Origin of the sequence: Acinetobacter sp. UBA3461, assembly GCF_002381195.1 — a bacterium.
GTDB classification, from domain to species: domain Bacteria; phylum Pseudomonadota; class Gammaproteobacteria; order Pseudomonadales; family Moraxellaceae; genus Acinetobacter; species Acinetobacter schindleri.
Genome location: NZ_DFRO01000037.1, coordinates 39,134 through 62,819, shown reverse-complemented (window position 1 = coordinate 62,819; position 23,686 = coordinate 39,134). Strand labels below are relative to the sequence as shown.

The following is a 23,686-nucleotide window of genomic DNA, read 5'->3' as shown; positions in this document are numbered from 1 at the left end:
TTAAGCTTGGGCTAGAAGATTTGACTTCACCCATGGAATCACAATTTCTGTGGTTAACGGGGCCAGTGCTAAGTCTTGTTCATTAAGATCAATCCATTTCATCTCGGCAATTTCCGCCTCAATTTTTGGCATTTGATCCAGTTTGACCAGATATACATAACTGACCAGTTGGTGGTCGGGTTCATTCGCGGTCTTCGTTTCAAAACGACCCACAAATTGCTGCACTTCAGCCTGACAGCAGATTTCTTCCTGAATTTCACGAACAATCGTCACTTCAGGTGCTTCATTCGGTTCCAGCTTGCCACCCACCTGCATAAAGCAGCTGGTGCCTTTCTTACGCACAACCAATAATTGCTGTGCTTCATTCAGTACAATGCCGGCGGCAACAGTAATAACTTTCATAACAACTCAAATTTAAAAATGATCAATGGGCTTATTTCACGAGATCTTGCTGATCAACCATCCCCCATTTCGCTTGCGGTGGTTGATAATTCTCAAAAGCATCCAGAATTGTTTCAATTTCTTCACTGACAATGAGTTTCTCGGTAAAACGTGCCTTGGTAAAACCCTGTTCAGTCGTGTGCTGAATAAAATGAATCAAACCGGTATAGAAGTTTTCTGCATTTAAAAATGCACATGGCTTTTCATGAATACCGAGCTGTGCCCAGGTCCATTGCTCAAAAATTTCTTCCAGTGTTCCTACACCACCCGGTATCGCAATAAAACCATCTGCCAGTTCTGACATTTTGGTTTTGCGCTCGTGCATATTTTCAACAATATGCAGTTCAGTCAGACCTGGATGGGCCAATTCACGGTCTACCAGCTGCTTTGGAATCACCCCAATCACTTGGCCGCCCGCAGCCAGAGTACTGTCCGCAACAATTCCCATCAAGCCTGAACGGCCACCACCATAGACCAGTGTTTGCTGTCTAGCTGCCAGCGTCTGGCCGACTTTTTCAGCAATCTCGGTATAAACAGGTGCGATCCCCAGTGCGGAACCACAAAAAATTGCGATAGAATTCATCATTTTTCACCATTTAGTTCTAGCTGTATCGCAAGGAATCCCTGATCGAAGCTTTTTTTGAAAAAATAACTGTTCAATCAGTGTTTTTATTCAATTCCTTGTCTAAAATACACCCATTCCAATTTACATACTGCGCAAGGGAGAAAAGACAGCATGCTTGAAGCCTTTTATGCCACAGAGCGCGGTAGCCTAGAAGATGCCACTATTAATGGCGACTTTGATTTACATCAAGATTTGGTTTGGGTCGATCTGATTGCTCCTTCACAGGAAGAGCAGCAATGGATCATGGACGCTTATGAGCAAAACCTTCCTACCCTCAAATCATTAGAAGACATTTCATCCAGTGCCCGATTCTACCGCGATGATGACGGTATTTTGCATATCAGCACTTATTTTTTAACGAAAAATAAAAACTATCAGGTTGAAGAAGATACTGAAGATCAATCCAGCATTTTAGCCACGGTGCAAACCGTTGCCTTCATTCTGCATAAAGACCGGCTGTTTACCTTGCGTGGGGAAAAGCTGGTCGCGTTCCGTGCCTTTCGTGCTCGTGCGCGCCGCAATGATTATGAGATTGATTACAAGGATCCGACCTGGATTCTACTTGGCCTGCTTGAAGCCAAGCTGGATGAGCTGGCGGATATTCTGGAAGATGTGCACAAGGATCTGGAAAAATACTCAACCGAAGTCCTGAATAACCGCCATCGTGAACAGATTCTGGATCTGGATGACATGATTACCCGTCTGGCACAACTCGAGGATATGCTTGGAAAAGCCCAGCTCTGTCTGATCGATTTACGCCGGGTACTGACCTTCCTGTCCCGTCCACGGGCGCTCGGTAGTCATATCTATGATGCGGACATTCGAGAGCTCAGTGAAGATGTACGTTCTCTGGTTGAGCATGATGCATTCCTGTTCCAAAAGGTGCGATTCCTGCTTGATACTACTTCCGGATTCATTAATACCGAACAGAATGACACGATCCGTCGATTCTCGATCTTGCCAAGTATGCTTGCGCCACCGATGCTGATTGCGAGTATTTATGGGATGAACACAGAAGTTCTGCCTTTTGCACATGGCACCACCAGCTTTATTATTGTCGGGCTGATTCTGGTCGCATTCTTCATTGGACCATTGATTTACTTTAGATGGAAGAAATGGATTTGAGCGAGCTTTGAGGCACTGCTTCAAAGCAAAGCGCAAGAAATCTCTGTATTTAATTTATATCTATTTAATCCCTCGTCAACTTCTCTCTAAAAAAGTGAAGAAAATTCTCTCTCCTTTTCCAAAGGAGAAGTTAGGTGAAGATTTTCACCCTCTCTTTAACTCTCCCTGAGGGAGAGAGGACTTGCAATCTATACTTAGATCTATTTGATTTTCATTATTTCTTAAAATCTAATCACAATAAAAAAGCACCTTTCGGTGCTTTTTCTTTTTACTGAATGATCTGTAAATCATTCTCCAGGTGACAGGACTGTATGATCTTCATCACTTTTGCAGGAACGGCTTTAAACTGCAATCCTTTGGCTTGTGGCGTCTGACGTAACCATCTGACCAATATCGCCAAAGCCAGAGTACTGCCACTTTCAAGCTCAGCCAGATTTACCACAATAGGAAAAACTGTCTGTGACTGAATTTCACGCAGCCCCTGTTCATAGTATTGCTGCGCATTGTTATAGTCGATTTTGCCTACAACATGCAGTTCCTGATTACTGAATTTGATCACAGTTCACCTATCTTATTTTTTCTTTTCAACCGCTGCTTCTGCATCTGGCTTGAAGTTTGCGATTGCTTTATCCAGGTTACCGCCATTACGTTTTACAGTCGCTGCAAACTGGTTACGGAACTGTAAACCTAGATCGATACCAGACACGTTGATATTACGGATTTTCCATTGTGAACCTTTATCGGCCAACTGGAAAGAAACCGGAATTTTCTCGCCATTATTATGGAAATCAATGGTTACAACTGGATTTTTGCTACCGGTGTCTTTGTACGGACGCATGGTATAAGACTGGTTGGTATATTTGGCAAATGCTGAACCATAATTTTCAGTCAGCGTTTCACGGAAATTACGTTCAAACTGAGCACGCTGTGCAGCAGAGCTATACTGATTAGTTGCATACGTTCCCATCACAATGCGGGTAAATGCTTGTGAATCGATATATGGATCAAGATTCTGACGAATAATAGTTTTCACCAGTGCCGGATTGCTCTGCAACTTGCTATGGTCTGCTTTCAGACGAGCCACCAGGTTATCTGCAACTTTCTTGATAAATGCAGGTGGTGCTTCAGCCGGTGCAGCGAAAACGCTTCCCATCGCCATAGTAGATAGAATGCATGCTGCAAGGGTTTGCTTTACTAAAATATTCACTCAAATTTCCTCAATCATTATTCAACAAATGCAGGTTCTGCATCTGTAGCTTCAGAAGTTACTGCATCAGCAGATGCCTCCTGAGTTTCGGATGACTTACTGCCTGCCCCACCTGTCACGAATTTGGTAATTAAATCTTCAATTTCCATCGTGCCTTGGGTATTGGCAATCTGATCACCACGTTTCAAATAATTCAGACCGCCGCCTGGAATAATTTTCAAATACTTTTCACCTAGCAAACCATTGGTTGCTACCATAATGTAAGCATCTTCATCAATATTGGTAATGGATGTCATGTTGTCTAAGAGTTGCTTTTCCATTGCTTTTTGTTGCGCAGGTGCCGCAGCTTCATAGTCAGTGCTGTAACGTAACTCATCTAGGGCTTCTTGCTGTACTTTCTTTAACTGTTCAGCATTAAATGATGTAAGTGAACCATCTAGCGTCATATGTACAGTGGCTAATCGGGTGACTGGATCAAGTGTAATCGTATCGACCTGACCGACTTTCACACCGCTTAAAGCCACTTTGGCACGTGGCTTAATGCCATTTACATTTTCGAAAGTTGCTGTCATTTTATAGCTGTCGGCAATATTGGTTCCGACCAAACCACTGACACGCATTGCCAAGAAGAAAATTGCAACTCCAAACAGAATGACAAAAACACCAACGGCCAGCTCACTGGTACGTGATTTCATTAAACACCTCCGAACATGACCGCAGTCAACACGAAATCAAAACCTAAAACACACAACGATGAATACACCACAGTACGTGTTGTGGACGTTGCAATCCCTTCAGATGTCGGTTCACAGGCATAACCCTGATAGACCGCAATCCATGTACAAATCAATGCAAATACAAAACTTTTAATGATGGTACCGTTAAAGATATCCTTGTAGAACTGCACGGTACTTTCCATACCGTTCCAGTACGCACCTTCATCTGCGCCAAGGAAATCTACACCGACCATTTTACCGCCCATAATCCCCACGGCAGCAAAAATTACGGACAGCATTGGCAGACTGAAAATCCCCGCCCAAAGACGTGGTGAAATGACCCTTTTTAGCGGATCAACCCCAATCATCTCCATACTGGATAACTGTTCAGTGGCTTTCATCAGACCGATTTCGGCTGTCAATGCGGAACCGGCACGACCAGCAAACAAGAGCGCTGCCACAACCGGTGCCAGTTCGCGTAATAAGGTTAGAGCTACTGCGGTACCTAACATGGCTTCACTGCCGAAGGTAGCCAGAATGGTATACATCTGCAAACCGAGAACAGCACCAATAAACAGACCCGAAACTACGATGATCAGTAAAGAGAGCACCCCAACACGGTACATCTGGTAGACAAATAGCTTAAACCCCAGCCAGGTTGGCATCGAAATCAGAATTTGCAACAGCATCAGGGTCGCAACCCCAATCCCGCGCACACGTTCTATGACACGTCTACCCAATAAGGCAATTGCATTCATGAACGCACCTCATCACTTAAATAAGCCGCATGACTAAACTGATAATCCACAGGCCCCTCAACGGAACCCGTCAGGAACTGCTGAACAAATGCAGAAGGATGTGCTTTTAATTCTTCAGGTGTACCTTCGCCCTGGATCTTTCCTTCTGCCACTACGTAAATGTAGTCCGCAATGGATAGAGTTTCTGCTACATCATGCGAAACGATAATTGTAGTCAGGTCTAATGCTTCACGCAGGGAACGAATCAGACGTGTTAATACGCCCATCACAATCGGGTCTTGCCCGGCGAATGGTTCGTCATACATGATCAGCTCTGGGTCAAGTGCAATCGCACGTGCTAGAGCCACACGACGGTTCATACCACCAGATAATTCAGAGGGCATCATCTGCTCTGCACCGCGCAGACCGACAGATTCCAGCTTGAGTGCCACGATTTCTGCGATCAAGTGCTCAGGCAATTTGGTATGTGCACGAATCGGGAAAGCGACATTTTCATAAACACTCATATCTGTGAACAAAGCACCGCTCTGGAATAACATGCCCATACGTGCACGTGCAGCAAACAGCTCACTACGTGACATGCGTGCGATATCCTTGCCATCCAGCAACACCTGTCCCTGATCTGGCGTTAGCTGTCCGCCAATAAGACGTAATAATGTAGTTTTACCGGTACCAGAAGGTCCCATAATGGCAGTGATCTGACCACGTCGAATGTTCAGGCTGACATTCTCATAAATCACACGTTCGCCTCGCTTGAAGCTCAAACCTTTCACTTCTATGAGTGATTGAGTCTCAAACGCTGTTTGATTTTTCATAGCTAAGCGTTTTCCTGCATTTTTTCAGCATGCGTACTATAAAGGATTAACTCTCTAAATGTTACCTTTTGATCGGAATGTTACAATGGCAAAAAGGCAATATCTGAATGAAAAAAATGAGAAAGCATGATCTATTTTTATAATTTTATCGTCTGCTTATATGTTCAATAATCATTCAATTATAAAAATTATAGAGAAAGAGAATGATATTAGATAAGATCAGGATCAGCGCAATATAAGGCATAACAACCTCATGGATATAACGAGCCAAGTGTGATATTTGAGGATTAGTTATCATAACCGATTCAAATTCAGGAATGGCACACACTTTACCTAAAACTTTAAAAAAATGCATCCATAAAAAAACCAGCGTTATCGCTGGTTTTTTCTGGCTAGATTCAATTAGTCATTGAATTTGCGACGTGGACGGTCTTCACCGAACGAACGCTCACCACGTGGTTTGTCATCGAAGTTACGGCGTGGACGATCACCACCGAAATCACGTTTAGGACGGTCATCACCAAATGAGCGTGCTGGACGGTCACCGAAGCCACCTTCACGACGTGGCGCCGGACGATCACCGAAATCACGTTTAGGACGATCACCAAAACCACCTTCGCGACGTGGTGCCGGACGATCACCGAAATCACGTTTAGGACGGTCACCGAAAGAGCCTTCACGACGTGGTTTGTAATCTACGCGGTTGCCACGGTTGTCATCAGAACCTTCGAAACGAGGACGGTCGCCAAAATCACGTTTTGGACGGTCATCGAAAGAACGTTGCGGACGGTCACCGAAACCACCTTCACGACGTGGAGCTGGACGATCACCGAAGTCACGTTTAGGACGATCACCGAAACCGCCTTCACGACGTGGACGATCGCTGTTGAAGTCACGACGTGGGCGATCTTCGCCACCGAACGCAGGACGTTCGCCACGAGGTTTGTCATCGAAGCTACGACGTGGACGGTCATCACCTCCATCACGACGTTTGAAGTTACCTTCACCTTCGAAACGACGACCACCGCCGAAGCCACCACGGCCGCCACGACCGCCATCACGACCACGACCACGACCAGCGCCATCACGGCTACCGCGTGCAGGAGGTGGAGATGGCTCAAGACCTTCGATTTCAGATACTTCTAAACGAGCATCCAGGTAGTCTTCAAGCGCACGGATTTTACCGCGTTCACGGTAAGTCGCTAAAGTAATCGCTTTACCAGTACGGCCCGCACGACCTGTACGACCAATACGGTGTACATAGTCCTCGTTCTTCATTGGAAGACCGAAGTTGATGACGTGAGAGATTGTTGGTACGTCTAGACCACGTGCTGCAACATCAGTTGCAACCAAGATTTTTGCACGACCTTCACGGATGCTGCGTAGACGACGGTTACGAACTGTCTGTGGCATTGCACCGTGAAGTGCTACTACTGATAGACCTGCTTCAGCAAGTTCTTCAGCCAGCATATCGGTATCTTCTTGCGTAGAAGCGAATACAACTGCCTGATCAACGTCTTCTTCGTTTAACCAGTGAGTCAGTAATTTTTTCTTGTGCTCAAAGCCATCAGTCCAGTGCAAAGTCTGAGTGATGTCAGTATTCGTAGAGTGACCAGTTTCGATCGCAATACGCTCTGGCTCATTCATCATGCGTTCAGCAAGCGTGATGATACGCGGTGCAAATGTTGCAGAGAACATCAAAGTCTGTTTACGGTTCGCAGCCAAGTCACCGATTGCCTCTAGGTCTTCAGAGAAACCAAGGTCTAACATACGGTCAGCTTCGTCGACGATTAACGCATCAACTTTGTCCAGTTTAATCTGGCGACGGTTAACAAGATCAAGTAAACGACCTGGTGTCGCAACTACAACTTGTGCACCTTTTAATTGTTGGATTTGTTTACCAAATGGCATACCACCCATGATTGCAGCAATACGAACACCTTTCATGTGACGTACAAATGCAATCGCATCCTGACAAACCTGTTGTGCAAGTTCACGTGTTGGTGAAATTACCAGGATATTCGGTTGAGTTACCGCTTTCATGCGTTCTTTGAACGGAACGAAAGTATCTTCAGTTGCAAGGCCATTCAATGTAGGGAGAAGGAAGGCTGCAGTTTTACCAGAACCAGTCTGGCTTGACACTAGAAGGTCTTTACCTTCAAGCGCCGCAGGAATAGATAGTTCCTGTACAGGTGTAGGCGCAGTAAAGCCTAGTGCTTGTAAAGCTTGTTGTAAGGATTCGTGTAGAGGAAAATCAGCAAAAGTTTTGCTCATAGAGTCTTTCACCCGGAAATTGGGTGCTCCATTAAAAATAAAGTCAAATGAACATCGACAAAAAGCGGTACAGCAATATACGCTGAAAATAAGAGATCATTCAGCGGCGATCCGAGTAACGACGATGTGATATAACGCACGCATGATTACGGCATAACCTGAAGGAATCGCTTTAGCGATTGGGGCGCGAGATATCGTCCTCTCTTTGGACCGCACGCGCATACACAATGATAAGAAGAGAAATGTTCAGGTAACGAACAGAAATTAAGTGCGTGCGCGGATTATAGCAGGATTTAAAATAATGTCATTAAGTTTTATTGTTATTTTGTATTAATCTAAAATTAGTTGATATTTTAACCATATTTAGCAGAAAAAAATATTATCCAGTCATAAAAAAGGCATCCCTTAGGATGCCTTTTTTATGTTTTAAACCAAAATATCTAAACCCGATTATTTAGCTGCCTCGCCCCATGCAGGAACAACTGCCTGCATTAAAGGTTTCAGCATTTTCATAGAGCAGGCAATGACCTGACCTTTTTCCATAGATTCGCTGCCACCACGTGCATCAACCACTGTACCGCCCGCTTCTTTCACAATCAGTTCACCAGCAGCGATATCCCAAGGTTTCAAACCAAGTTCAAAGTAACCATCTAAACGACCTGCCGCAACATAAGCCAGATCCAGCGCAGCAGAACCTGCACGGCGGTATTGAGCACCTGCTTCAGTAACGTTTAATAGTGATTCGAAATGGTTTTTCGCATAAGACACCACCTCACCGCCACGTTGAGCGCGGTAAGCATGACCAACTGCCAGGAAAGAATTCTGCAAGTTGTCTTTCACATTTACACGGATACGACGCTGGTTCAGCATCGCGCCACGACCACGACTTGCAGAGAATAGCTCGTCTTTCACAGGGTCATAGATCACACCGTGTTGGGTTACGCCTTTGTGCTGAACAGCAATAGAGATACAGAAATGCGGGAAACCGTTGATGAAGTTCAGTGTACCGTCAAGAGGATCAATCACCCAACACCATTCAGCGTCGTGACCTTTACCTTCTTGCAGACCAAACTCTTCACCAAGGAAGCTGTGGTTTTTATAACTTTTACGCAGCGTATCGATAGTCAGTTGTTCCAGGTAACGGTCAACACGCGTTACAGGACCATCAATGCCTTTTTCTTCGACTTGTAGATCGAGTTTATGACGATTTTGATGCGCTTTTAAAAGCTCTTGACCAACTAATTGAGCCGCACGCGCAGCCATCACCACCATAGGTTCCATTGAACACCCACTACAAATTTGAAGATATTGATAAAGAATAATGCATAAAAGCCCCTACATTTTAGCAAATCTAAGGGCTTTTTGGGAAAAAAATGTGTCTAAAATTTTGAAGACGTTGTTTCAGACTGGCTGGGTAAGTGAAGACCAAGCTTGATTCATTGACTTTTCAATGCCTTGAGCATCAAGTCCTGCCTGTTGCAGCATCTGTGCATGGGTCGCTTGCGCCATAAAGGTATCAGCAAGACCAAGATTTAAAATTGGTTTTACGATCTGCGCTTCAGCCAGATATTCATTGACTGCACTGCCCGCACCTGCCATCACTGCATGTTCTTCGACTGTCACGAACAGAGTGGTACTCTGCGAGATATCATCCAGCATTTGGGTATCCAGTGGTTTAATGAAACGCATATTCACTACACGTACTGCCACATCATGTTTTGCAGCAAAGGCTTGGGCTGCATCGATAGCGGCCTGCACTCGGCTACCAAATGCCAGTACAGAGATATAGTCATCATGCTGACTATTAAAGCTCGCTACGATTTCAGCCTGACCTATTGGTAATTCAACCATATCTTGCTGAATCTCGACACCCAGACCACTCCCACGCGGATAACGTACTGCTGCCGGACCTTTATAGAGATACGCAGTGTGTAGCATCTGGCGACATTCATTTTCGTCTTTTGGCGCCATGATCACCAGGTTTGGAATGGTACGCATATAAGCATAGTCATATGCTCCGGCATGGGTCGGGCCATCTTCACCAACCAGACCAGCACGATCGATAGCAAACGTTACATCCAGATTTTGTAGCGCCACATCATGTACTAACTGGTCATAACCACGTTGTAAAAACGTTGAATAGATCGCTACAACCGGCTTCAAACCTTCGCAAGCCATACCTGCTGCTAGCGTTACCGCATGCTGTTCTGCAATCGCGACATCAAAGAAACGTTCAGGATATTGCTTAGCAAATTCCACCATGCCTGAGCCTTCACACATGGCTGGGGTAATGGCCAGCAAGCGATCATCTTTCGCCGCTTCATCACACAACCACTGACCAAAGACATCAGAATATTTTGGTGCTGGATTTACAGTAGATCCTGCATTTAAACGACTAATCGCATGATATTTAATTTGTTCTGCTTCTGCTGGAGCAAAGCCTTTGCCTTTTTTGGTATAGACATGAATCAGACGTGGACCTTTACGCTTTTTCAGTGCATTAAACACATGCACCAATTGACTCAGATCATGACCATCATAAGGACCAAAATAATCAAAACCAATCGCCTTAAACAGGTTATCGGCAGCATCAGTCGCGGCACAATGCAGACGTGAGTTATACACCCATTCTGGATGCGGCTGAACGAAGGCTTCACCCTCTTCAGTAATATTCACCGACTCACCACGTTCCCACAGTGCAGCGAGATGCTTGGCAAAACCACCAGTGCTGCAGGAAATCGACATGTCATTATCATTCAACACCACCATCAGATCTGCATTGTGTGCGACGGCGTCATTCATGGCTTCAAAGGCCATACCTGCCGTCATTGCACCATCACCAATAATGGACACCACTTCACATGGATTCTTTTGATAGCGACGCGCCAAGGCCATGCCCAAGCCTGCTGAAATCGCAGTGGAAGAATGCCCTACCCCGAAAGTATCAAATTCAGATTCATCACGCGCAGGGAATGCGGCCAAGCCATCTTTAGCACGAATCGTGGTTAATTGCTCACGACGACCAGTTAAGGCTTTATGCGGATATGCCTGATGACCTACATCCCAGATCAGGCGGTCGTCTGGGGTATTGAAGCAATAGTGCAAAGCTACTGTCAGCTCAATCACTCCCAGATTGGCACCAAAATGCCCACCACTTTGTCCTGCAGCATACAAAATGTACTGACGTAACTCATCGGCCACCTGCTCAAGCTGATTTTGCTCAAGTGAACGCAATTGCTCTGGATGATCGATCGCATCAAGCAACGGTGTTACAGGGCGTTGAGTTGGTATTTCTGTATACAGCATAAATGGCAAAGCCTTCAAAAGCCTGGCAAATCCTAAGCTAGGTCTGTCTATGGGGAGTCCCGATCATATAGTCGAATTGTAGCAGCTTCAATTGACTAAAGCTGTTAACGGCGCAATATTAAACAATGAGCTTGATCAGGGTAAAATTTGCAGAATACGATTATCCTGAATAATCTTACTGTTTATCAACTATTATCGTTCGCTTTATACAAAAAAGAAAATGTTCTCCAGAAAATCATCTATGCAACCCTACTAATGTCCAATCATTACGCTATACTTTGAGCAATTTCAGGATTTAACGGGTTCAGCTGTGCCTATCGAGTTTGTCGCAACATCAAGATTACCTACCGCTCATGGTGAATTTAAAATTACTGTTTTTCAAGACCCTAAGACTGGCGAAGAACATGTCGCGTTATCTAAAGGACTGGAAGAATCGAGTGATGAACCCGTGCTGGTACGTGTACATTCTGAGTGTTTGACGGGTGATGCTTTTGCCTCACTGAAATGTGATTGTGGACCGCAACTTCAGGCGACACAAAAGCTGATTAATGAAGTCGGTCGTGGTGTGATTCTATACTTGCGTCAGGAAGGCCGCGGGATTGGTTTGACCAATAAAATCCGGGCCTATGCCCTACAGGATCAAGGTCATGACACTGTAGATGCCAACCTGATGCTGAACCTGCCAGCCGATGCACGCCAATACGATATGTGTAGCATCATGCTGGATCATTTAGGTATAAAAGCTGTACGTTTGATTACCAATAACCCTACAAAAATCAATGCACTTAAAGACTTAGGTATTAATGTGGTGGATCGTGTACCGCTGACGGTTGGTCTAAATCCATTTAATGAACAGTACCTTAAGACCAAGCATGAGCGTATGGCGCATCTGTATCGGAAGGATGATTTTTGATTTTTATTTAATCTCCCCTAACCCCTCTTTGAAAAAGAGGGGGAAACTCCTTCATTTAGTAAGAATCGGAAGCCTCCCTGAGCGAGACTTAAGTATTGCTTTAAGTCGAAGTGCAAGAAAGAGAGGTTTGGTGGGATTTTAAATCGTCATCGAAAAAATCCGGTTCTCCGGCATTTTACGTTTTAATCTCAGGTCAAAAGACATACAGATATTACGTACAAAAGGTTTCCCTTTCTCCAAAATTGTGACTGATGAGTCTGCAATTTTAATTAACTGATCCTGTGACATTTCTTTGAGCTGTTCTAGTACTTCGTCAATTTCAGCAAATTGCATGTGCTCATCTGCCCAAGAAGTGGTGAAACTGCACATCAGATTCAGGATATGCTTACGGATGATTAAATCTTCCTGACTTAATACATGCCCTTTAACTACTGGAATCTCATTCTGTTCCAGACATTCATAATATTCTTCAATAGTTTTTATATTCTGGGCAAAACTGTACCAGCTATCACTGATTGATGAAATCCCCAGTCCAATCATGACTTGGGTTTTAGATGCGGTATACCCCATAAAGTTACGGTGTAAAGAACCCTCCTTAAAAGCCTGATACATGCTGTCACTTTCTAGCGCAAAATGATCCATGCCAATTTCATGGTAACCATGTGCCAGCAGTTTCTTCTTGCCTTCTTCATAGCACTGACGCTTGATTTCATCTTTAGGCACATCGACATCTTTAAAACCACGCTGGCCATTGCCCTTGATCCACGGCACATGCGCATAGCTATATAAGGCTAAACGGTCCGGCATTAAGGTATTGGTTTGACCAATAGTATTGAGGACATCATCCAGGCTCTGAAATGGTAAGCCAAAGACCAGATCATGCGAAATCGAGGTATAACCTATTTCACGCGCCCATTCGGTGACCTGTTTAACATTTTCATAAGGCTGGATACGGTGAATGGCTTTTTGCACAGTTTCATTATAGTCCTGCACGCCATAGCTGACCCGGCGAAAACCTAAGTCATACAAGCCTTGCAAATGTTCATAAGTGGTATTGTTCGGATGGCCTTCAAAACTGAATTCATGCTCAGACGCTATTTCGGCCTTAACCAAGATACCTTTAATCAGTTGAGTTAAGTGCTCAATCGAAAAAAAAGTCGGTGTACCACCACCCAAATGGATTTCCTTGATCATTGGCTTTTCTTCCAATAATTCACAGTACAGATCCCATTCCTTCAGCACCGCCTGAATATAGGGTTGCTCAACTTCATGCCGTTTGGTGACACGTTTATGGCATCCACAGAAAGTGCACAGGCTTTCGCAAAAGGGCAGATGGATATACAGACTGATGCCTTCCGTCTGATTCGATTCAGCAAAAGAGCGCTTTAAAGTCTGTTTCCACTGTTCTAGAGAAAAGTACTGTTCTTCCCAATACGGTACAGTTGGATAACTGGTATAGCGTGGACCTGGAACATTGTATTTTTGAATGAGGGAAGTAGCATGAACCGACATAATATCCACCTATGACCATCGAAAATTCACCCACGCATGGGCCATCTAAAGCTATTGTGTGGGGCTCGGAAAAAGAATTCAACCTAGCATCTCGGTCGGATTTAATACGCTACCCTGCTTTAATTTACTGTAAACACAAAGTCTTTTTAGATCATCAGTATCGGCAAATACATCTTAATTTTTATGCCATTTTATGCTTTGATGTAGAAAGTCTTTCTTTCTCCCCATGAGGGCTTTGATGCAGCATCCAACTTCTGCGGATATTCAACGCGTACGCGAATTCCTCCTCGACTTACAGGCACGCATCTGTGCAGCTCTCGAACAACAAGAACGTGCTGGTGGTGGCTCAGCTGAGTTTATCATTGATGACTGGGAGCGACTTGAAGGTGGTGGTGGCCGTTCACGTGTGCTGCAAAATGGGACAGTGATTGAAAAAGGCGGGGTAATGTTCTCGCACATCAATATTTCTAAACTACCGGCTTCAGCCACTGAACGTCATCCACAAATTGCCGGGGCTAAGGCACAGGCGATGGGCGTCTCACTGGTGATCCATCCTAAAAATCCAAATGTGCCGACCTCACATGCCAATGTGCGCCTATTTGTTGCTGAAAAAGAAGGCCAGGATCCGATCTGGTGGTTTGGCGGTGGTTTCGACCTGACACCGTTCTATCCGAATGATGAAGATGTGCTTTCATGGCATCAGACGGCGCATGATCTATGTGCGCCATTTGGCGAAGAAGTTTATCCACAGCATAAAAAATGGTGTGATGATTATTTCTACTTAAAGCACCGTGATGAACAGCGTGGTGTCGGTGGCCTGTTCTTTGATGACCTAAACCAATGGAATTTTGAAACCTGTTTTAAATACATGCAGGCGGTGGGCAATGGTTACTTAGATGCCATCATTCCGATTTTCCAGCGCAATCAGGAAAAACCTTATAGCGAAGCACAGCGTGAGTTTCAACTGTATCGTCGTGGTCGTTATGTTGAATATAATCTGGTGTATGACCGTGGCACTTTATTTGGCTTACAGACCGGTGGTCGGATCGAATCCATTCTAGTGAGTCTGCCACCACTCACTGGCTGGTCTTATCGTCCGGAATGGGCCGAAGGTTCACCAGAGAAACAACTCACCGATTATTATCTAAAGCCACGAGATTGGCTGCAAGAGTTAAAGAAGTAGGTGTACGCTTAACCAAAATGCTCTCAGTTTGAGGGCATTTTTTATAAAACTGTTCCAATTATTTTTTGCTTACAATACCTCTAACTTTTTTCTCCTTAAAGTTCCCTGTAATTAACTCGTTCCCCAATTTACAAAACTGATTCTTCAAGACTATTAATTTGAACGAAAAATTTTCCTATAAACATTTAGAAACTTTTCTTTATATAAATAAGCAGAAATGTCCTCACTTCGTCACAAGCTCTGCTGTATAGTAAAATCTTAAAAAATATTGAGTAAAAATATATGCAGCTACGACATTTCAAAAGTCATGTGCTGATGATGTGGGTATTTCTGGCCGTTACAGTCAGTGCAATTACTACAACATTCTTAACCAAGGATCTTATCTTGGACAGTCTGGCAATCAGTGTCAGCATTATTATGATTATCGGTATTATCTTAAGTGGTGGCCTGCTTCTGACTGAACGCATTATTAAAACCTGTAATTCCTAAAATAAGCCCCTAGAATTAGACCTTTCAATACTTTAGTCCCTACCTGTTTTCACGTATATTGTTGAGCATTTCAGCACATGGACACTGTGAAATGAGCAAACAATTTGCTGTTGTTGGCAACCCGATTGAACAATCACGTTCTCCAGAATTGCATCATGCATTTGCCGCTAAAACCGGTATTGATCTCACCTATAGTAAACGTCTGGCCCCACTGGATGGCTTTGAGGCCAATATTCAGGACTTCTTTGCCCAAGGCGGTATCGGTATGAATGTCACGGTTCCGTTTAAAGAACAAGCTTATGTACAGTGTCAGGTGCTGACTGAACGCGCTCGTATTGCCGGTGCAGTAAATACACTATGGATGGAAAATGGCGTCCTGCATGGTGATAATACCGATGGTCAAGGTCTGGTTGAAGCTATTCGTGCTTTAGACTGGAACTTGGAAAATACCGATATTCTGATTATTGGCGCTGGTGGTGCGACTCGTGGGGTGATCTATCCACTGGTACAGGCAGGTGTGAAGAAAATTGTTATTGCCAATCGTACCCTCGCCCGTGCCGAACAGCTGATTGCGGATTTAAAAGATGCAGTACCACAAGCTGAACTGCAAGCGATTGCCTTGACTGATCTGGCGGGTGATTTCGATATCATTATCAATGCAACTTCTGCCAGCTTGAGTGGTGATGCCTTAATCCTGCCGGAAGCACTGCAGTTTAAACACGCATATGAAATGGCCTATGGCAAACCATCTACTTTTCTAGATCAAGCCCGTGCGCGTGGTGTTCCTAGCGCTGAAGGTTTTGGCATGCTGGTCGGTCAAGCGATTGAATCTTTCTCGATCTGGAATGGGGTCAAGCCACAGCTCAAAGATTTCCTTTAAGCCCGTTTAAGCTTTTAATATGATTCAAGAGTCTCTACGGAGGCTCTTTTGATTTTCCGACAGAAGGCAATATACAGAGCAATAAGTGGATTTAATGACAGCACTTCTGTTTATTTTCGAACAATAACATTTGTGTACAATTCACCCAAAAAATCACCTAGACAAACAGAATAATTATCTATTAAAGTCGTTTCATGTAAGTCTTTTTTATTTTTCAGCTATTTATTATTAGCCCATATCTTTAACCTGAATCACCCTAATTTTCCTATCTCCTCGATTCGCCTTTCTGACATTTTTATTTGCTTGCCTTATCAATGTATTTTTAGCCGCAATGTGAATAATCAAAGAATCGATACAGATAATCCAAAACTATTAATCAGGATTAAAACGCATGCCAGCATATAAAGCCCCGTTACGTGACATTCGCTTCCTTATGAATGAAGTGCTTGATTACCCTGCACATTACCAGACACTATCAAATGGTGAATATGCCGATGCTGATACCGTGGACATGATTCTGGAAGGTGCAGCAGATTTCTGTGAAAACGTATTGTCTCCATTGAATCAAAGTGGTGATCTGGAAGGCTGTCATTTTGAAAATGGTGAAGTCACTACGCCTAAAGGCTTCAAGGAAGCATACGAACAGTTCGTACAAGGCGGCTGGCAAGGTCTTTCTTATCCTGAAGAATTTGGCGGTCAAAACCTTCCACAATCTTTGAATCTGGTTAAGTCTGAAATGATGGGCACTGCAAACTGGTCATTCCAAATGTATCCAGGTTTAAGTGTCGGCTGTATCAATACCATCATTCAATTTGGTTCAGATGAACAAAAAAATCTATACCTGCCTCACCTGGTGGCAGGTACATGGTCTGGCACCATGTGTTTGACTGAGCCGCAATGTGGTACCGATTTGGGTCAGGTAAAAACTAAAGCTGAACCAAATGCAGATGGCACTTATGCTATTTCAGGTACCAAGATCTTCATCTCGGCGGGTGAACATGATCTGACTGAAAATATCATTCATATTGTACTTGCACGCCTGCCAGATGCACCTGCAGGCACTAAAGGTATTTCCCTGTTCATCGTACCGAAATTCATTCCGGCAGCTGATGGCGGCATTGGTGAACGCAATCCGGTCACTTGTGGTTCGATTGAACACAAAATGGGAATCCGTGCATCTGCAACAGCTGTACTGAACTTTGACAATGCGGTTGGTTACCTGATTGGTGAAAAGAATAAAGGTCTACATGCAATGTTTACCTTTATGAATACGGCACGTATCGGTACTGCAATTCAGGGTATCTGTCATGCAGAATTGTCTTTCCAAGGTGCCCTGCCTTATGCCAAAGAACGTATGTCAATGCGTGCCCTTTCTGGCAAGAAAGATCCAGAAAAAGTAGCTGATGCCATCATTCACCATGCTGATGTTCGCCGTATGTTATTGACGCAAAAAGCAATTGCTGAAGGCGGTCGTGCAATGATTTATCATGCAGCACAAATTGCAGACAAAATGAATGATGCTCTGGTTCGTGGCGATACAGCAGCTTTCGAGGCGCATGATGATCACTTAGGTTTCTATACCCCTATTCTGAAAGGTTTCCTGACTGAACTGGGCTATGAAGCAGCCAATCACGGTATGCAAGTCTTTGGTGGTCATGGCTATATCAAAGAATGGGGCATGGAACAGATCGTACGTGACTCGCGTATCTCTACTCTTTATGAAGGTACAACAGGTGTACAGGCACTAGATCTGATTGGCCGTAAAGTGCTGTTAACTTCTAAAGGCAAAGTGATTCGTGATTACACGGCAGAAATCCTGAAATTCTGTGGTCAGCATGCACGTAACAAATACATGCGTCGTTTTGCTTGGGACTTAACCAAACTTTGCGCACAATGGAATGCCTTGACGGTTCGTATCATGCTGGCTGCACGTAAGGACCGTGATATTGTTTCTTCTGCATCTGTAGATTTCCTGATGTTCTCAGGCTATGTGATGATGGCATACTTCTGGGCACAACAGGCTGCGGTAGCTTCCGCAAAACTGGCTGAGGGCAACGGTACTGAAGTTCCTGAGTTCTATAAGGCAAAAATCAAGACAGCTGATTTCTACTTTGAGCGCATGTTGCCGCGTACTCAAGGTCATGCTGAAGCCATGGTCAACCCATCTAAAACGATGACTTCACTGGCATCTGAGCACTTCAGTTTCGATTACTAAGTTTTCACTGACTTTGAAAGTCAAATAACAAAAAGAGCGCCACGGCGCTCTTTTTGTTAAAGCATATTAAGTCCTTGATTTTTAATTCTGTATAATTTTTCTACAATTTTATTTTGAGTGATATCAACTGCATAAAAAATAATAGTGATATACAGCTTGAATATCTCTGAATTCAGGGTATGATGGTTGCAACTAGAAAAATTCTTGTTTTGGTTAGTCTTCTTTAAGTATCGCAGTTTTAGTCATAAACCTCCGTTTTTATAGATCAAAAGCTCCATCCAGTCTATTTTTCCAAGTTACATCTTAGTCATCCCATAGATTGACTATAAATCAATAAAACTCAATAGGTTATATTATGTCTAATACAGTTACTGGTACAGTAAAGTGGTTCAACGAAACTAAAGGTTTTGGCTTCATTCAACAAGACAACGGTCCAGACGTTTTCGCTCACTTCAGCGAAATCCAAGGTTCAGGTTTCAAAACTTTAGCTGAAGGCCAAAAGGTTTCTTTCAGCGTTGCTCAAGGTCAAAAAGGCCCTACAGCGACTAACATCACTGCAATCTAATCGTTGCTAAGATGAAAAAGAGCACTCATTAGAGTGCTTTTTTTGTGCCATAAATAAATATTTATTTTAGATCAGCCCATTAAAGTTATATTTTTTATAAACCTTATATTTTTATTCAAAATGCTCTGTCCAATTTCTCCATCTGATTACAGTCATGTAAAAAATTACACTAAGTCATAATCATCGCAACAGCTCATATTATAAAATATCGCCTAAGCTTCGTTAATACGAATGACTTGAATGCATAGTCGAAATAGAAGAAAAAGCCTAGGTAATCCATCGGGCTTTTTTATTTTTCAAAAAATCAAAATGATATCGAAGGTTAATTTATTGCTTACTCTAACTTAAAGCTGATATCGGTACTTTGATTATCTAAAAATACATGCTGCCGATGCCAAGCTAAAAAGTTTTGATCGGGCTGATAGCTCTTTGGCACCTGTAATCTCTGCCCCTCATATTGTTTTAAATAAATATATAAAGACTGGTCGTGTAGTGCTTTATTCGCAATACAAACTTTAAACTTTTCATCAATAGTCATAAAACCAGTATCAAAAGCTTTATCTAACAGAGAAGATAGACAAATTCCATTCCGTGGGTTAATTCGTTGCGCATAATTTTCTGACCAAGGAATGATATGTGAAGCTACTAGAAAATCTTTGGTTTTGACCCCTGAAATTGCACATTGATATTGATAATTGAGCTTTACTTTTAAAGCAAATTCTCTTTGTTCAACGCCTCGTATTTTGACATTGGCACGCTTATCTTCAACAAAATAATGAGCAACTTCTTGCTCTACACGAGTTTGGGATGCATTGAATTCATAAGTATTACCTTGCACCCCAATATTCAGCAATCGCCAAAAATCATCAGCATGGATTTCATTCATACCATATTGCTGGAAAAAATATTCCCAAGTTGAGCCACGGGTCTTAAAGCTCCACTGAAAATTTTCCAAATCGGATTGCAGGATGGGATTTTCAAAGGCAATGCCTTGTTCAATAGTGGCATAGACTGGCTTTTGACGAACTTTATCGGGCCCAGATGCATTCGGAACTTCAATCATCTGACCAATGCGGCCAGCACCGTAAATATAGAATTGGTTTTTTATTTCTGAAGCTTTTTGTGGTCGAGGGTAGAGAAAGAAATCACCTGGACGCACTTTATTAAATTTTGCCTTGTCCCAATGATATTCCTCAAAATCCAAGTCACCATACACCAGATGATCACTTTTACTATCCAAAATAAAAAAGCGCGCATCACTTAATTCTACTTTACGGAAATCTAATAAAGAACTCACCCGCCCCCTCGCAATATTGTTATGTTATTCAAATGACTTAATATTTGAATAATCACAAAATTATTGAGAAATTAATAGAGGTAGATGGAATTAAACTTTATTGAATAGAAATCCACCGGCTTATAAAAACTCTTCCAGTACTGAGTTTAAAAATACATGCCCCTGCTCGGTACAAGCCAGACGTTCTGGATCCTCAACCATGAGTTTACGTTGACGCAGTGAAGTTAATAATGCATTCAGACCATCCAGACTAAGGCCAGTACGCTCTGCATACAACTTCGCTGCTACACCGTTATTTAAACGCAAGGCATTCATCATAAATTCAAACGGCATATCTTCAGCTTCAATCCGTTTAAACTGTAAATGCTCTGCTGGCACCTTCGCTAAATAGTCTTTTGGCAAACGGGTTTTCTGGAAACGATAGATCCCATCAGCTTGGGTGACTTTTCCATGCGCCCCTGCCCCAATCGACAAATAATCGCCAAACTGCCAGTAATTCAGGTTATGTGCTGACGGTAACTCTTTACGCCAAGCCGAGACTTCATAATTGATAAAGCCCTGAGCTTTTAAATAAGCCTCACCCTGTTCCTGAATATCTTCCAAGACCTCATCCACAGGTAAAATAGGCTGCGTACGGAAAAATACCGTATTGGGTTCAATGGTAAGTTGATACCAGGAAATATGAGTTGCTCCATTTTCTACAGCTAATTTCAAGTCATTTAAAGCCTGTTCTAAAGTCTGTTCTGGTAATCCATGCATCAGATCAACATTGATACGCTCAAAACCTGCCTCTTTCGCATGGGCAATCGCAGAGATCGCATCTTCATTGTTATGAATACGCCCCAGCTTTTTCAAATGCTCAGTATTAAAGCTTTGTACACCGATCGAAAGGCGGTTAATACCCGCTGCCAGGTAACCAGCAAATGGATCATGCTCTACTGTGCCTGGATTGGCTTCCAAGGTGATTTCACAGCCTTCTTCAAAAGGAAGCAGTGCTTTTAATTGACTAAATAACCACTGATAACCTTGAGCAGAAATGAGAGATGGTGTACCCCCACCAATAAATACACTATGAATCTGACGTCCGTGTGCAAAATCAAGCTGGGTCTTAAAGTCCTCAACCAAGGCATGCAAATATTCCTGCTCAAGATCCAGAGACAGCTTGCCATCTGGTACCGCATGCGAATTAAAATCACAATATGGACATTTACGTACACACCATGGCATATGAATATACAGGGACAAGGGAATAGCGACAGGATTTAAATCAGTCAAGGACAGTGCTCAGAACATCAGATGAATTTTGTTGTATTTTAGCATGACAAAAGTACCCTGCTTATGAATTCTCACCCGCTTTACAGTAGACTCAGTTTAACTTAACAAAAACAAGACCCTGAGAATGAAAATATCTTCCGAGATCCTGCTGTTTATCCCTTTGGCAATGGCAATTGGTATTGCCTTAAGTTTTCAGACTGGTATCAATACCCAGCTACGGGAATATTTATATTCTCCCTTACAAGCTGCCCTTTTCTCCTTTCTGATTGGTACAATATTGCTTGCTGTGTTGGTATTTTTTCAACAGGTGGATAAACCGAGCCTCAGTACATTTACGCAATTGCCCTGGTATTTATGGCTGGGCGGTGTCATCGGTGTCTATGCGATTAGCATGAGCATCTATAGTGCACCTAAGCTTGGGCTACTGACTTTGTCTGCTTTGGTGATTTTTGGACAGTTGGTCTCTTCCATGATCATTGATCATTTTGGCTGGTTCGACAGTGAAAAAATACAACTCAACTGGCAACGTCTTCTGGGTGGCGTGGTGATTTTTATTGGTGTGCTTCTCACTTTACAACGCTAAACCTTATATCTAAGCACATGATGAAAGATGAGTATTTTTTGTGTCGAATGTTTCGTCAGCCACAACCCTAAGCTTTGAATTAAAACGACTGTTCACCCTCATGTTGCCCATTTTGATCACCCAGTTTTCCCAAGCTGGTCTTGGTCTGATTGATACCATTATGGCGGGGCATCTGTCTGCAACTGATCTGGCAGCCATTGCGGTCGGGGTTGGGTTATGGATTCCGGTGATGTTATTATTTAGTGGCATCATGATTGCTACCACTCCTTTAGTGGCTGAAGCTTACGGTGCTCGTACTCCCGAGAAAATCTCAACGATTGCCCGTCAATCCCTTTGGGTGGCTTTAGTACTCGGTGTAATCGCAGGGCTAGTTTTGCAGATTTTGCCTCTGACCCTCCCCTTACTTGGTGTACCTGAAAGCTTGCAGCCTAAGGCTGGCCTGTTCCTGCATGCCATTGGTTTTGGTATGCCAGCCGTGACTATGTATGCAGCACTGCGTGGCTATTCCGAGGCAATCGGTTATCCACGCCCAGTCACTGTAATCAGTCTATTGGCCCTGCTGGCATTAATACCACTCAACTTTATTTTCATGTATGGTTTCGGTCCAATTCCTGCATTGGGCAGCGCTGGTTGTGGTTTTGCTACAGCGATTCTGCAATGGCTGATGCTGATTACGCTCGCGATTTATATTCTAAAAAATAAGTCTTATCAGGCAACCCAACCCTTCACTCACTGGGAAAAAATTAATACTTACTGGCTCAAGCGTATTCTCAAGCTAGGCTTACCGATTGGTCTGGCAATTTTCTTTGAAGTGAGCATTTTCAGTACGGCAGCGATTGTCCTGAGTCCGCTGGGTGAAACTATTGTCGCAGCACATCAAATTGCGATCTCCATTACATCGCAGCTATTTATGATTCCGATGTCTTTAGCAATTGCTTTGACGATCCGTGTTGGAACCTATTATGGCGAGAAAAACTGGGTCGCGATGCGTCAGGTGCAATGGCTGGGTTTAGCCACTGCTACTGTACTTGCCGTATTGACCATGCTGCTGCTGTGGTTCTTTAAGCATGAGATTGTGGCGCTGTATACCTCGGAAATGCAGGTCTCCCAGATCGCAGTGTATCTGGTGCTATTTGCTATTGCCTATCAGCTGATGGATGCCTGGCAGATCAGTGCGGCAGGTTGCTTACGTGGTATGCAAGATACCAAAGGCCCGATGTGGATCACCATGATTGCTTATTGGGTGATTGCCTTCCCGGTCGGTGTCTATCTGTCCAGATTTACGGATATGAGTGCGGCAGGTGTCTGGGTAGGGCTGATTGTCGGTCTGAGTGTGGCCTGTGTACTACTGCTGATGCGCCTTTATGGCAACAATAAACGTTTAATTCAGCAGGCTTAAAAAGAATTAAAAAGGATGAATTCTCAATCCTATATTCAATTAGCTCGCAAGCGACATGGATGTCGCCGTTGATCAGTGGTCTTGTGCCATGCTTTAAAGCAGTGCTTA

The 23,686-nt window shown here is 43.5% G+C and carries 22 protein-coding genes; 9 read left to right on the top strand and 13 right to left on the bottom strand.

Annotation, left to right across the window (positions count from 1 at the left end):
• Positions 1–402, bottom strand: a complete 402-nt coding sequence (locus tag B3D47_RS10395; RefSeq protein WP_005223363.1) for an NUDIX hydrolase — start codon at positions 400–402, stop codon at positions 1–3.
• A gap of 31 nt (positions 403–433) precedes the next feature.
• Positions 434–1,024 (bottom strand): TIGR00730 family Rossman fold protein, encoded by a 591-nt coding sequence (locus B3D47_RS10390; protein WP_008303018.1) that lies wholly within the window; start codon positions 1,022–1,024, stop codon positions 434–436.
• Between the two features lie 153 nt (positions 1,025–1,177).
• Between B3D47_RS10390 and B3D47_RS10385 the strand changes: the two genes are divergently transcribed.
• The gene (locus tag B3D47_RS10385) at positions 1,178–2,191 is read left to right on the top strand and encodes a CorA family divalent cation transporter (RefSeq protein WP_004809844.1); all 1,014 of its coding nucleotides are present in this window, start codon (positions 1,178–1,180) and stop codon (positions 2,189–2,191) included.
• 268 nt (positions 2,192–2,459) lie between these two features.
• Here the strand turns inward: B3D47_RS10385 and B3D47_RS10380 are convergent, their stop codons facing one another.
• The 8 genes from B3D47_RS10380 to dxs form a co-directional block, all read right to left on the bottom strand.
• Positions 2,460–2,750: an STAS domain-containing protein gene (locus B3D47_RS10380; protein WP_004896164.1), complete on the bottom strand. Its 291-nt coding sequence runs from the start codon at positions 2,748–2,750 to the stop codon at positions 2,460–2,462.
• A gap of 12 nt (positions 2,751–2,762) precedes the next feature.
• Positions 2,763–3,398: an MlaC/ttg2D family ABC transporter substrate-binding protein gene (locus tag B3D47_RS10375; protein ID WP_004809849.1), complete on the bottom strand. Its 636-nt coding sequence runs from the start codon at positions 3,396–3,398 to the stop codon at positions 2,763–2,765.
• 17 nt (positions 3,399–3,415) lie between these two features.
• Positions 3,416–4,093, bottom strand: a complete 678-nt coding sequence (locus tag B3D47_RS10370; RefSeq protein WP_286861904.1) for an outer membrane lipid asymmetry maintenance protein MlaD — start codon at positions 4,091–4,093, stop codon at positions 3,416–3,418.
• Complete coding sequence (gene mlaE, locus B3D47_RS10365; RefSeq protein ID WP_286861902.1) at positions 4,093–4,872, bottom strand: lipid asymmetry maintenance ABC transporter permease subunit MlaE; 780 nt, start codon at positions 4,870–4,872, stop codon at positions 4,093–4,095. Before mlaE ends, B3D47_RS10370 begins: the two co-directional genes overlap by 1 nt.
• Positions 4,869–5,687, bottom strand: coding sequence for an ABC transporter ATP-binding protein (locus B3D47_RS10360; RefSeq protein WP_004809856.1), 819 nt, complete (start codon positions 5,685–5,687; stop codon positions 4,869–4,871). The genes mlaE and B3D47_RS10360 overlap by 4 nt, the downstream gene beginning before the upstream one ends.
• A gap of 402 nt (positions 5,688–6,089) precedes the next feature.
• Entirely contained in the window at positions 6,090–7,961 is a 1,872-nt protein-coding gene (locus B3D47_RS10355; RefSeq protein WP_163170838.1) for a DEAD/DEAH box helicase, read from the bottom strand.
• Positions 7,962–8,411: 450 nt separating this feature from the next.
• Positions 8,412–9,242, bottom strand: a complete 831-nt coding sequence (locus B3D47_RS10350) for an inositol monophosphatase family protein (protein WP_004809859.1) — start codon at positions 9,240–9,242, stop codon at positions 8,412–8,414.
• A gap of 120 nt (positions 9,243–9,362) precedes the next feature.
• Entirely contained in the window at positions 9,363–11,267 is a 1,905-nt protein-coding gene (dxs, locus tag B3D47_RS10345; RefSeq protein WP_286861899.1) for a 1-deoxy-D-xylulose-5-phosphate synthase, read from the bottom strand.
• A 310-nt stretch (positions 11,268–11,577) separates the two neighbouring features.
• Between dxs and ribA the strand changes: the two genes are divergently transcribed.
• Positions 11,578–12,180 (top strand): GTP cyclohydrolase II, encoded by a 603-nt coding sequence (gene ribA, locus B3D47_RS10340; RefSeq protein WP_004809863.1) that lies wholly within the window; start codon positions 11,578–11,580, stop codon positions 12,178–12,180.
• Between the two features lie 138 nt (positions 12,181–12,318).
• Here ribA and hemN read toward each other — a convergent pair whose 3' ends face one another.
• A complete protein-coding gene (gene hemN / locus B3D47_RS10335) occupies positions 12,319–13,692 on the bottom strand; it encodes an oxygen-independent coproporphyrinogen III oxidase (RefSeq protein ID WP_286861897.1) in 1,374 nt (457 codons plus the stop codon).
• Positions 13,693–13,930: 238 nt separating this feature from the next.
• Here hemN and hemF point away from each other — a divergent pair, with 238 nt between their 5' ends.
• From hemF to B3D47_RS10310, 5 genes are all read left to right on the top strand, one after another.
• Positions 13,931–14,875 (top strand): oxygen-dependent coproporphyrinogen oxidase, encoded by a 945-nt coding sequence (hemF, locus tag B3D47_RS10330; RefSeq protein WP_286861895.1) that lies wholly within the window; start codon positions 13,931–13,933, stop codon positions 14,873–14,875.
• A 282-nt stretch (positions 14,876–15,157) separates the two neighbouring features.
• Positions 15,158–15,364: a hypothetical protein gene (locus tag B3D47_RS10325; protein WP_286861893.1), complete on the top strand. Its 207-nt coding sequence runs from the start codon at positions 15,158–15,160 to the stop codon at positions 15,362–15,364.
• A gap of 91 nt (positions 15,365–15,455) precedes the next feature.
• Positions 15,456–16,244, top strand: a complete 789-nt coding sequence (gene aroE, locus B3D47_RS10320; RefSeq protein ID WP_286861891.1) for a shikimate dehydrogenase — start codon at positions 15,456–15,458, stop codon at positions 16,242–16,244.
• 391 nt (positions 16,245–16,635) lie between these two features.
• Positions 16,636–18,459: an acyl-CoA dehydrogenase C-terminal domain-containing protein gene (locus tag B3D47_RS10315; protein WP_163170833.1), complete on the top strand. Its 1,824-nt coding sequence runs from the start codon at positions 16,636–16,638 to the stop codon at positions 18,457–18,459.
• A gap of 355 nt (positions 18,460–18,814) precedes the next feature.
• Complete coding sequence (locus tag B3D47_RS10310; RefSeq protein ID WP_004786992.1) at positions 18,815–19,024, top strand: cold-shock protein; 210 nt, start codon at positions 18,815–18,817, stop codon at positions 19,022–19,024.
• Positions 19,025–19,358: 334 nt separating this feature from the next.
• Here B3D47_RS10310 and B3D47_RS10305 read toward each other — a convergent pair whose 3' ends face one another.
• Complete coding sequence (locus B3D47_RS10305) at positions 19,359–20,321, bottom strand: HNH endonuclease (protein ID WP_286861889.1); 963 nt, start codon at positions 20,319–20,321, stop codon at positions 19,359–19,361.
• 120 nt (positions 20,322–20,441) lie between these two features.
• On the bottom strand, positions 20,442–21,596 hold the full coding sequence (gene hemW / locus B3D47_RS10300; protein ID WP_286861887.1) for a radical SAM family heme chaperone HemW: 1,155 nt from the start codon (positions 21,594–21,596) through the stop codon (positions 20,442–20,444).
• A 124-nt stretch (positions 21,597–21,720) separates the two neighbouring features.
• On the opposite strand from hemW, the gene B3D47_RS10295 reads away from it, so the two are divergent.
• Both B3D47_RS10295 and B3D47_RS10290 read left to right on the top strand, forming a co-directional pair.
• Complete coding sequence (locus B3D47_RS10295) at positions 21,721–22,179, top strand: DMT family transporter (RefSeq protein ID WP_048881797.1); 459 nt, start codon at positions 21,721–21,723, stop codon at positions 22,177–22,179.
• 40 nt (positions 22,180–22,219) lie between these two features.
• Positions 22,220–23,578, top strand: coding sequence for an MATE family efflux transporter (locus B3D47_RS10290; RefSeq protein ID WP_071319835.1), 1,359 nt, complete (start codon positions 22,220–22,222; stop codon positions 23,576–23,578).
• The last annotated feature ends 108 nt before the right edge of the window (positions 23,579–23,686 follow it).

Coding starts and splice junctions, on each gene's coding strand:
- aroE (WP_286861891.1), top strand. CDS start 15,456: ATGAGCAAACAATTTGCTGTTGTTGGCAACCCGATTGAACAATCACGT.
- B3D47_RS10310 (WP_004786992.1), top strand. CDS start 18,815: ATGTCTAATACAGTTACTGGTACAGTAAAGTGGTTCAACGAAACTAAA.
- mlaE (WP_286861902.1), bottom strand. CDS start 4,872: ATGAATGCAATTGCCTTATTGGGTAGACGTGTCATAGAACGTGTGCGC.
- dxs (WP_286861899.1), bottom strand. CDS start 11,267: ATGCTGTATACAGAAATACCAACTCAACGCCCTGTAACACCGTTGCTT.
- B3D47_RS10355 (WP_163170838.1), bottom strand. CDS start 7,961: ATGAGCAAAACTTTTGCTGATTTTCCTCTACACGAATCCTTACAACAA.
- B3D47_RS10295 (WP_048881797.1), top strand. CDS start 21,721: ATGAAAATATCTTCCGAGATCCTGCTGTTTATCCCTTTGGCAATGGCA.
- hemF (WP_286861895.1), top strand. CDS start 13,931: ATGCAGCATCCAACTTCTGCGGATATTCAACGCGTACGCGAATTCCTC.
- B3D47_RS10385 (WP_004809844.1), top strand. CDS start 1,178: ATGCTTGAAGCCTTTTATGCCACAGAGCGCGGTAGCCTAGAAGATGCC.
- B3D47_RS10350 (WP_004809859.1), bottom strand. CDS start 9,242: ATGGAACCTATGGTGGTGATGGCTGCGCGTGCGGCTCAATTAGTTGGT.
- B3D47_RS10360 (WP_004809856.1), bottom strand. CDS start 5,687: ATGAAAAATCAAACAGCGTTTGAGACTCAATCACTCATAGAAGTGAAA.
- B3D47_RS10325 (WP_286861893.1), top strand. CDS start 15,158: ATGCAGCTACGACATTTCAAAAGTCATGTGCTGATGATGTGGGTATTT.
- B3D47_RS10395 (WP_005223363.1), bottom strand. CDS start 402: ATGAAAGTTATTACTGTTGCCGCCGGCATTGTACTGAATGAAGCACAG.
- B3D47_RS10390 (WP_008303018.1), bottom strand. CDS start 1,024: ATGAATTCTATCGCAATTTTTTGTGGTTCCGCACTGGGGATCGCACCT.
- B3D47_RS10370 (WP_286861904.1), bottom strand. CDS start 4,093: ATGAAATCACGTACCAGTGAGCTGGCCGTTGGTGTTTTTGTCATTCTG.
- hemN (WP_286861897.1), bottom strand. CDS start 13,692: ATGTCGGTTCATGCTACTTCCCTCATTCAAAAATACAATGTTCCAGGT.
- B3D47_RS10315 (WP_163170833.1), top strand. CDS start 16,636: ATGCCAGCATATAAAGCCCCGTTACGTGACATTCGCTTCCTTATGAAT.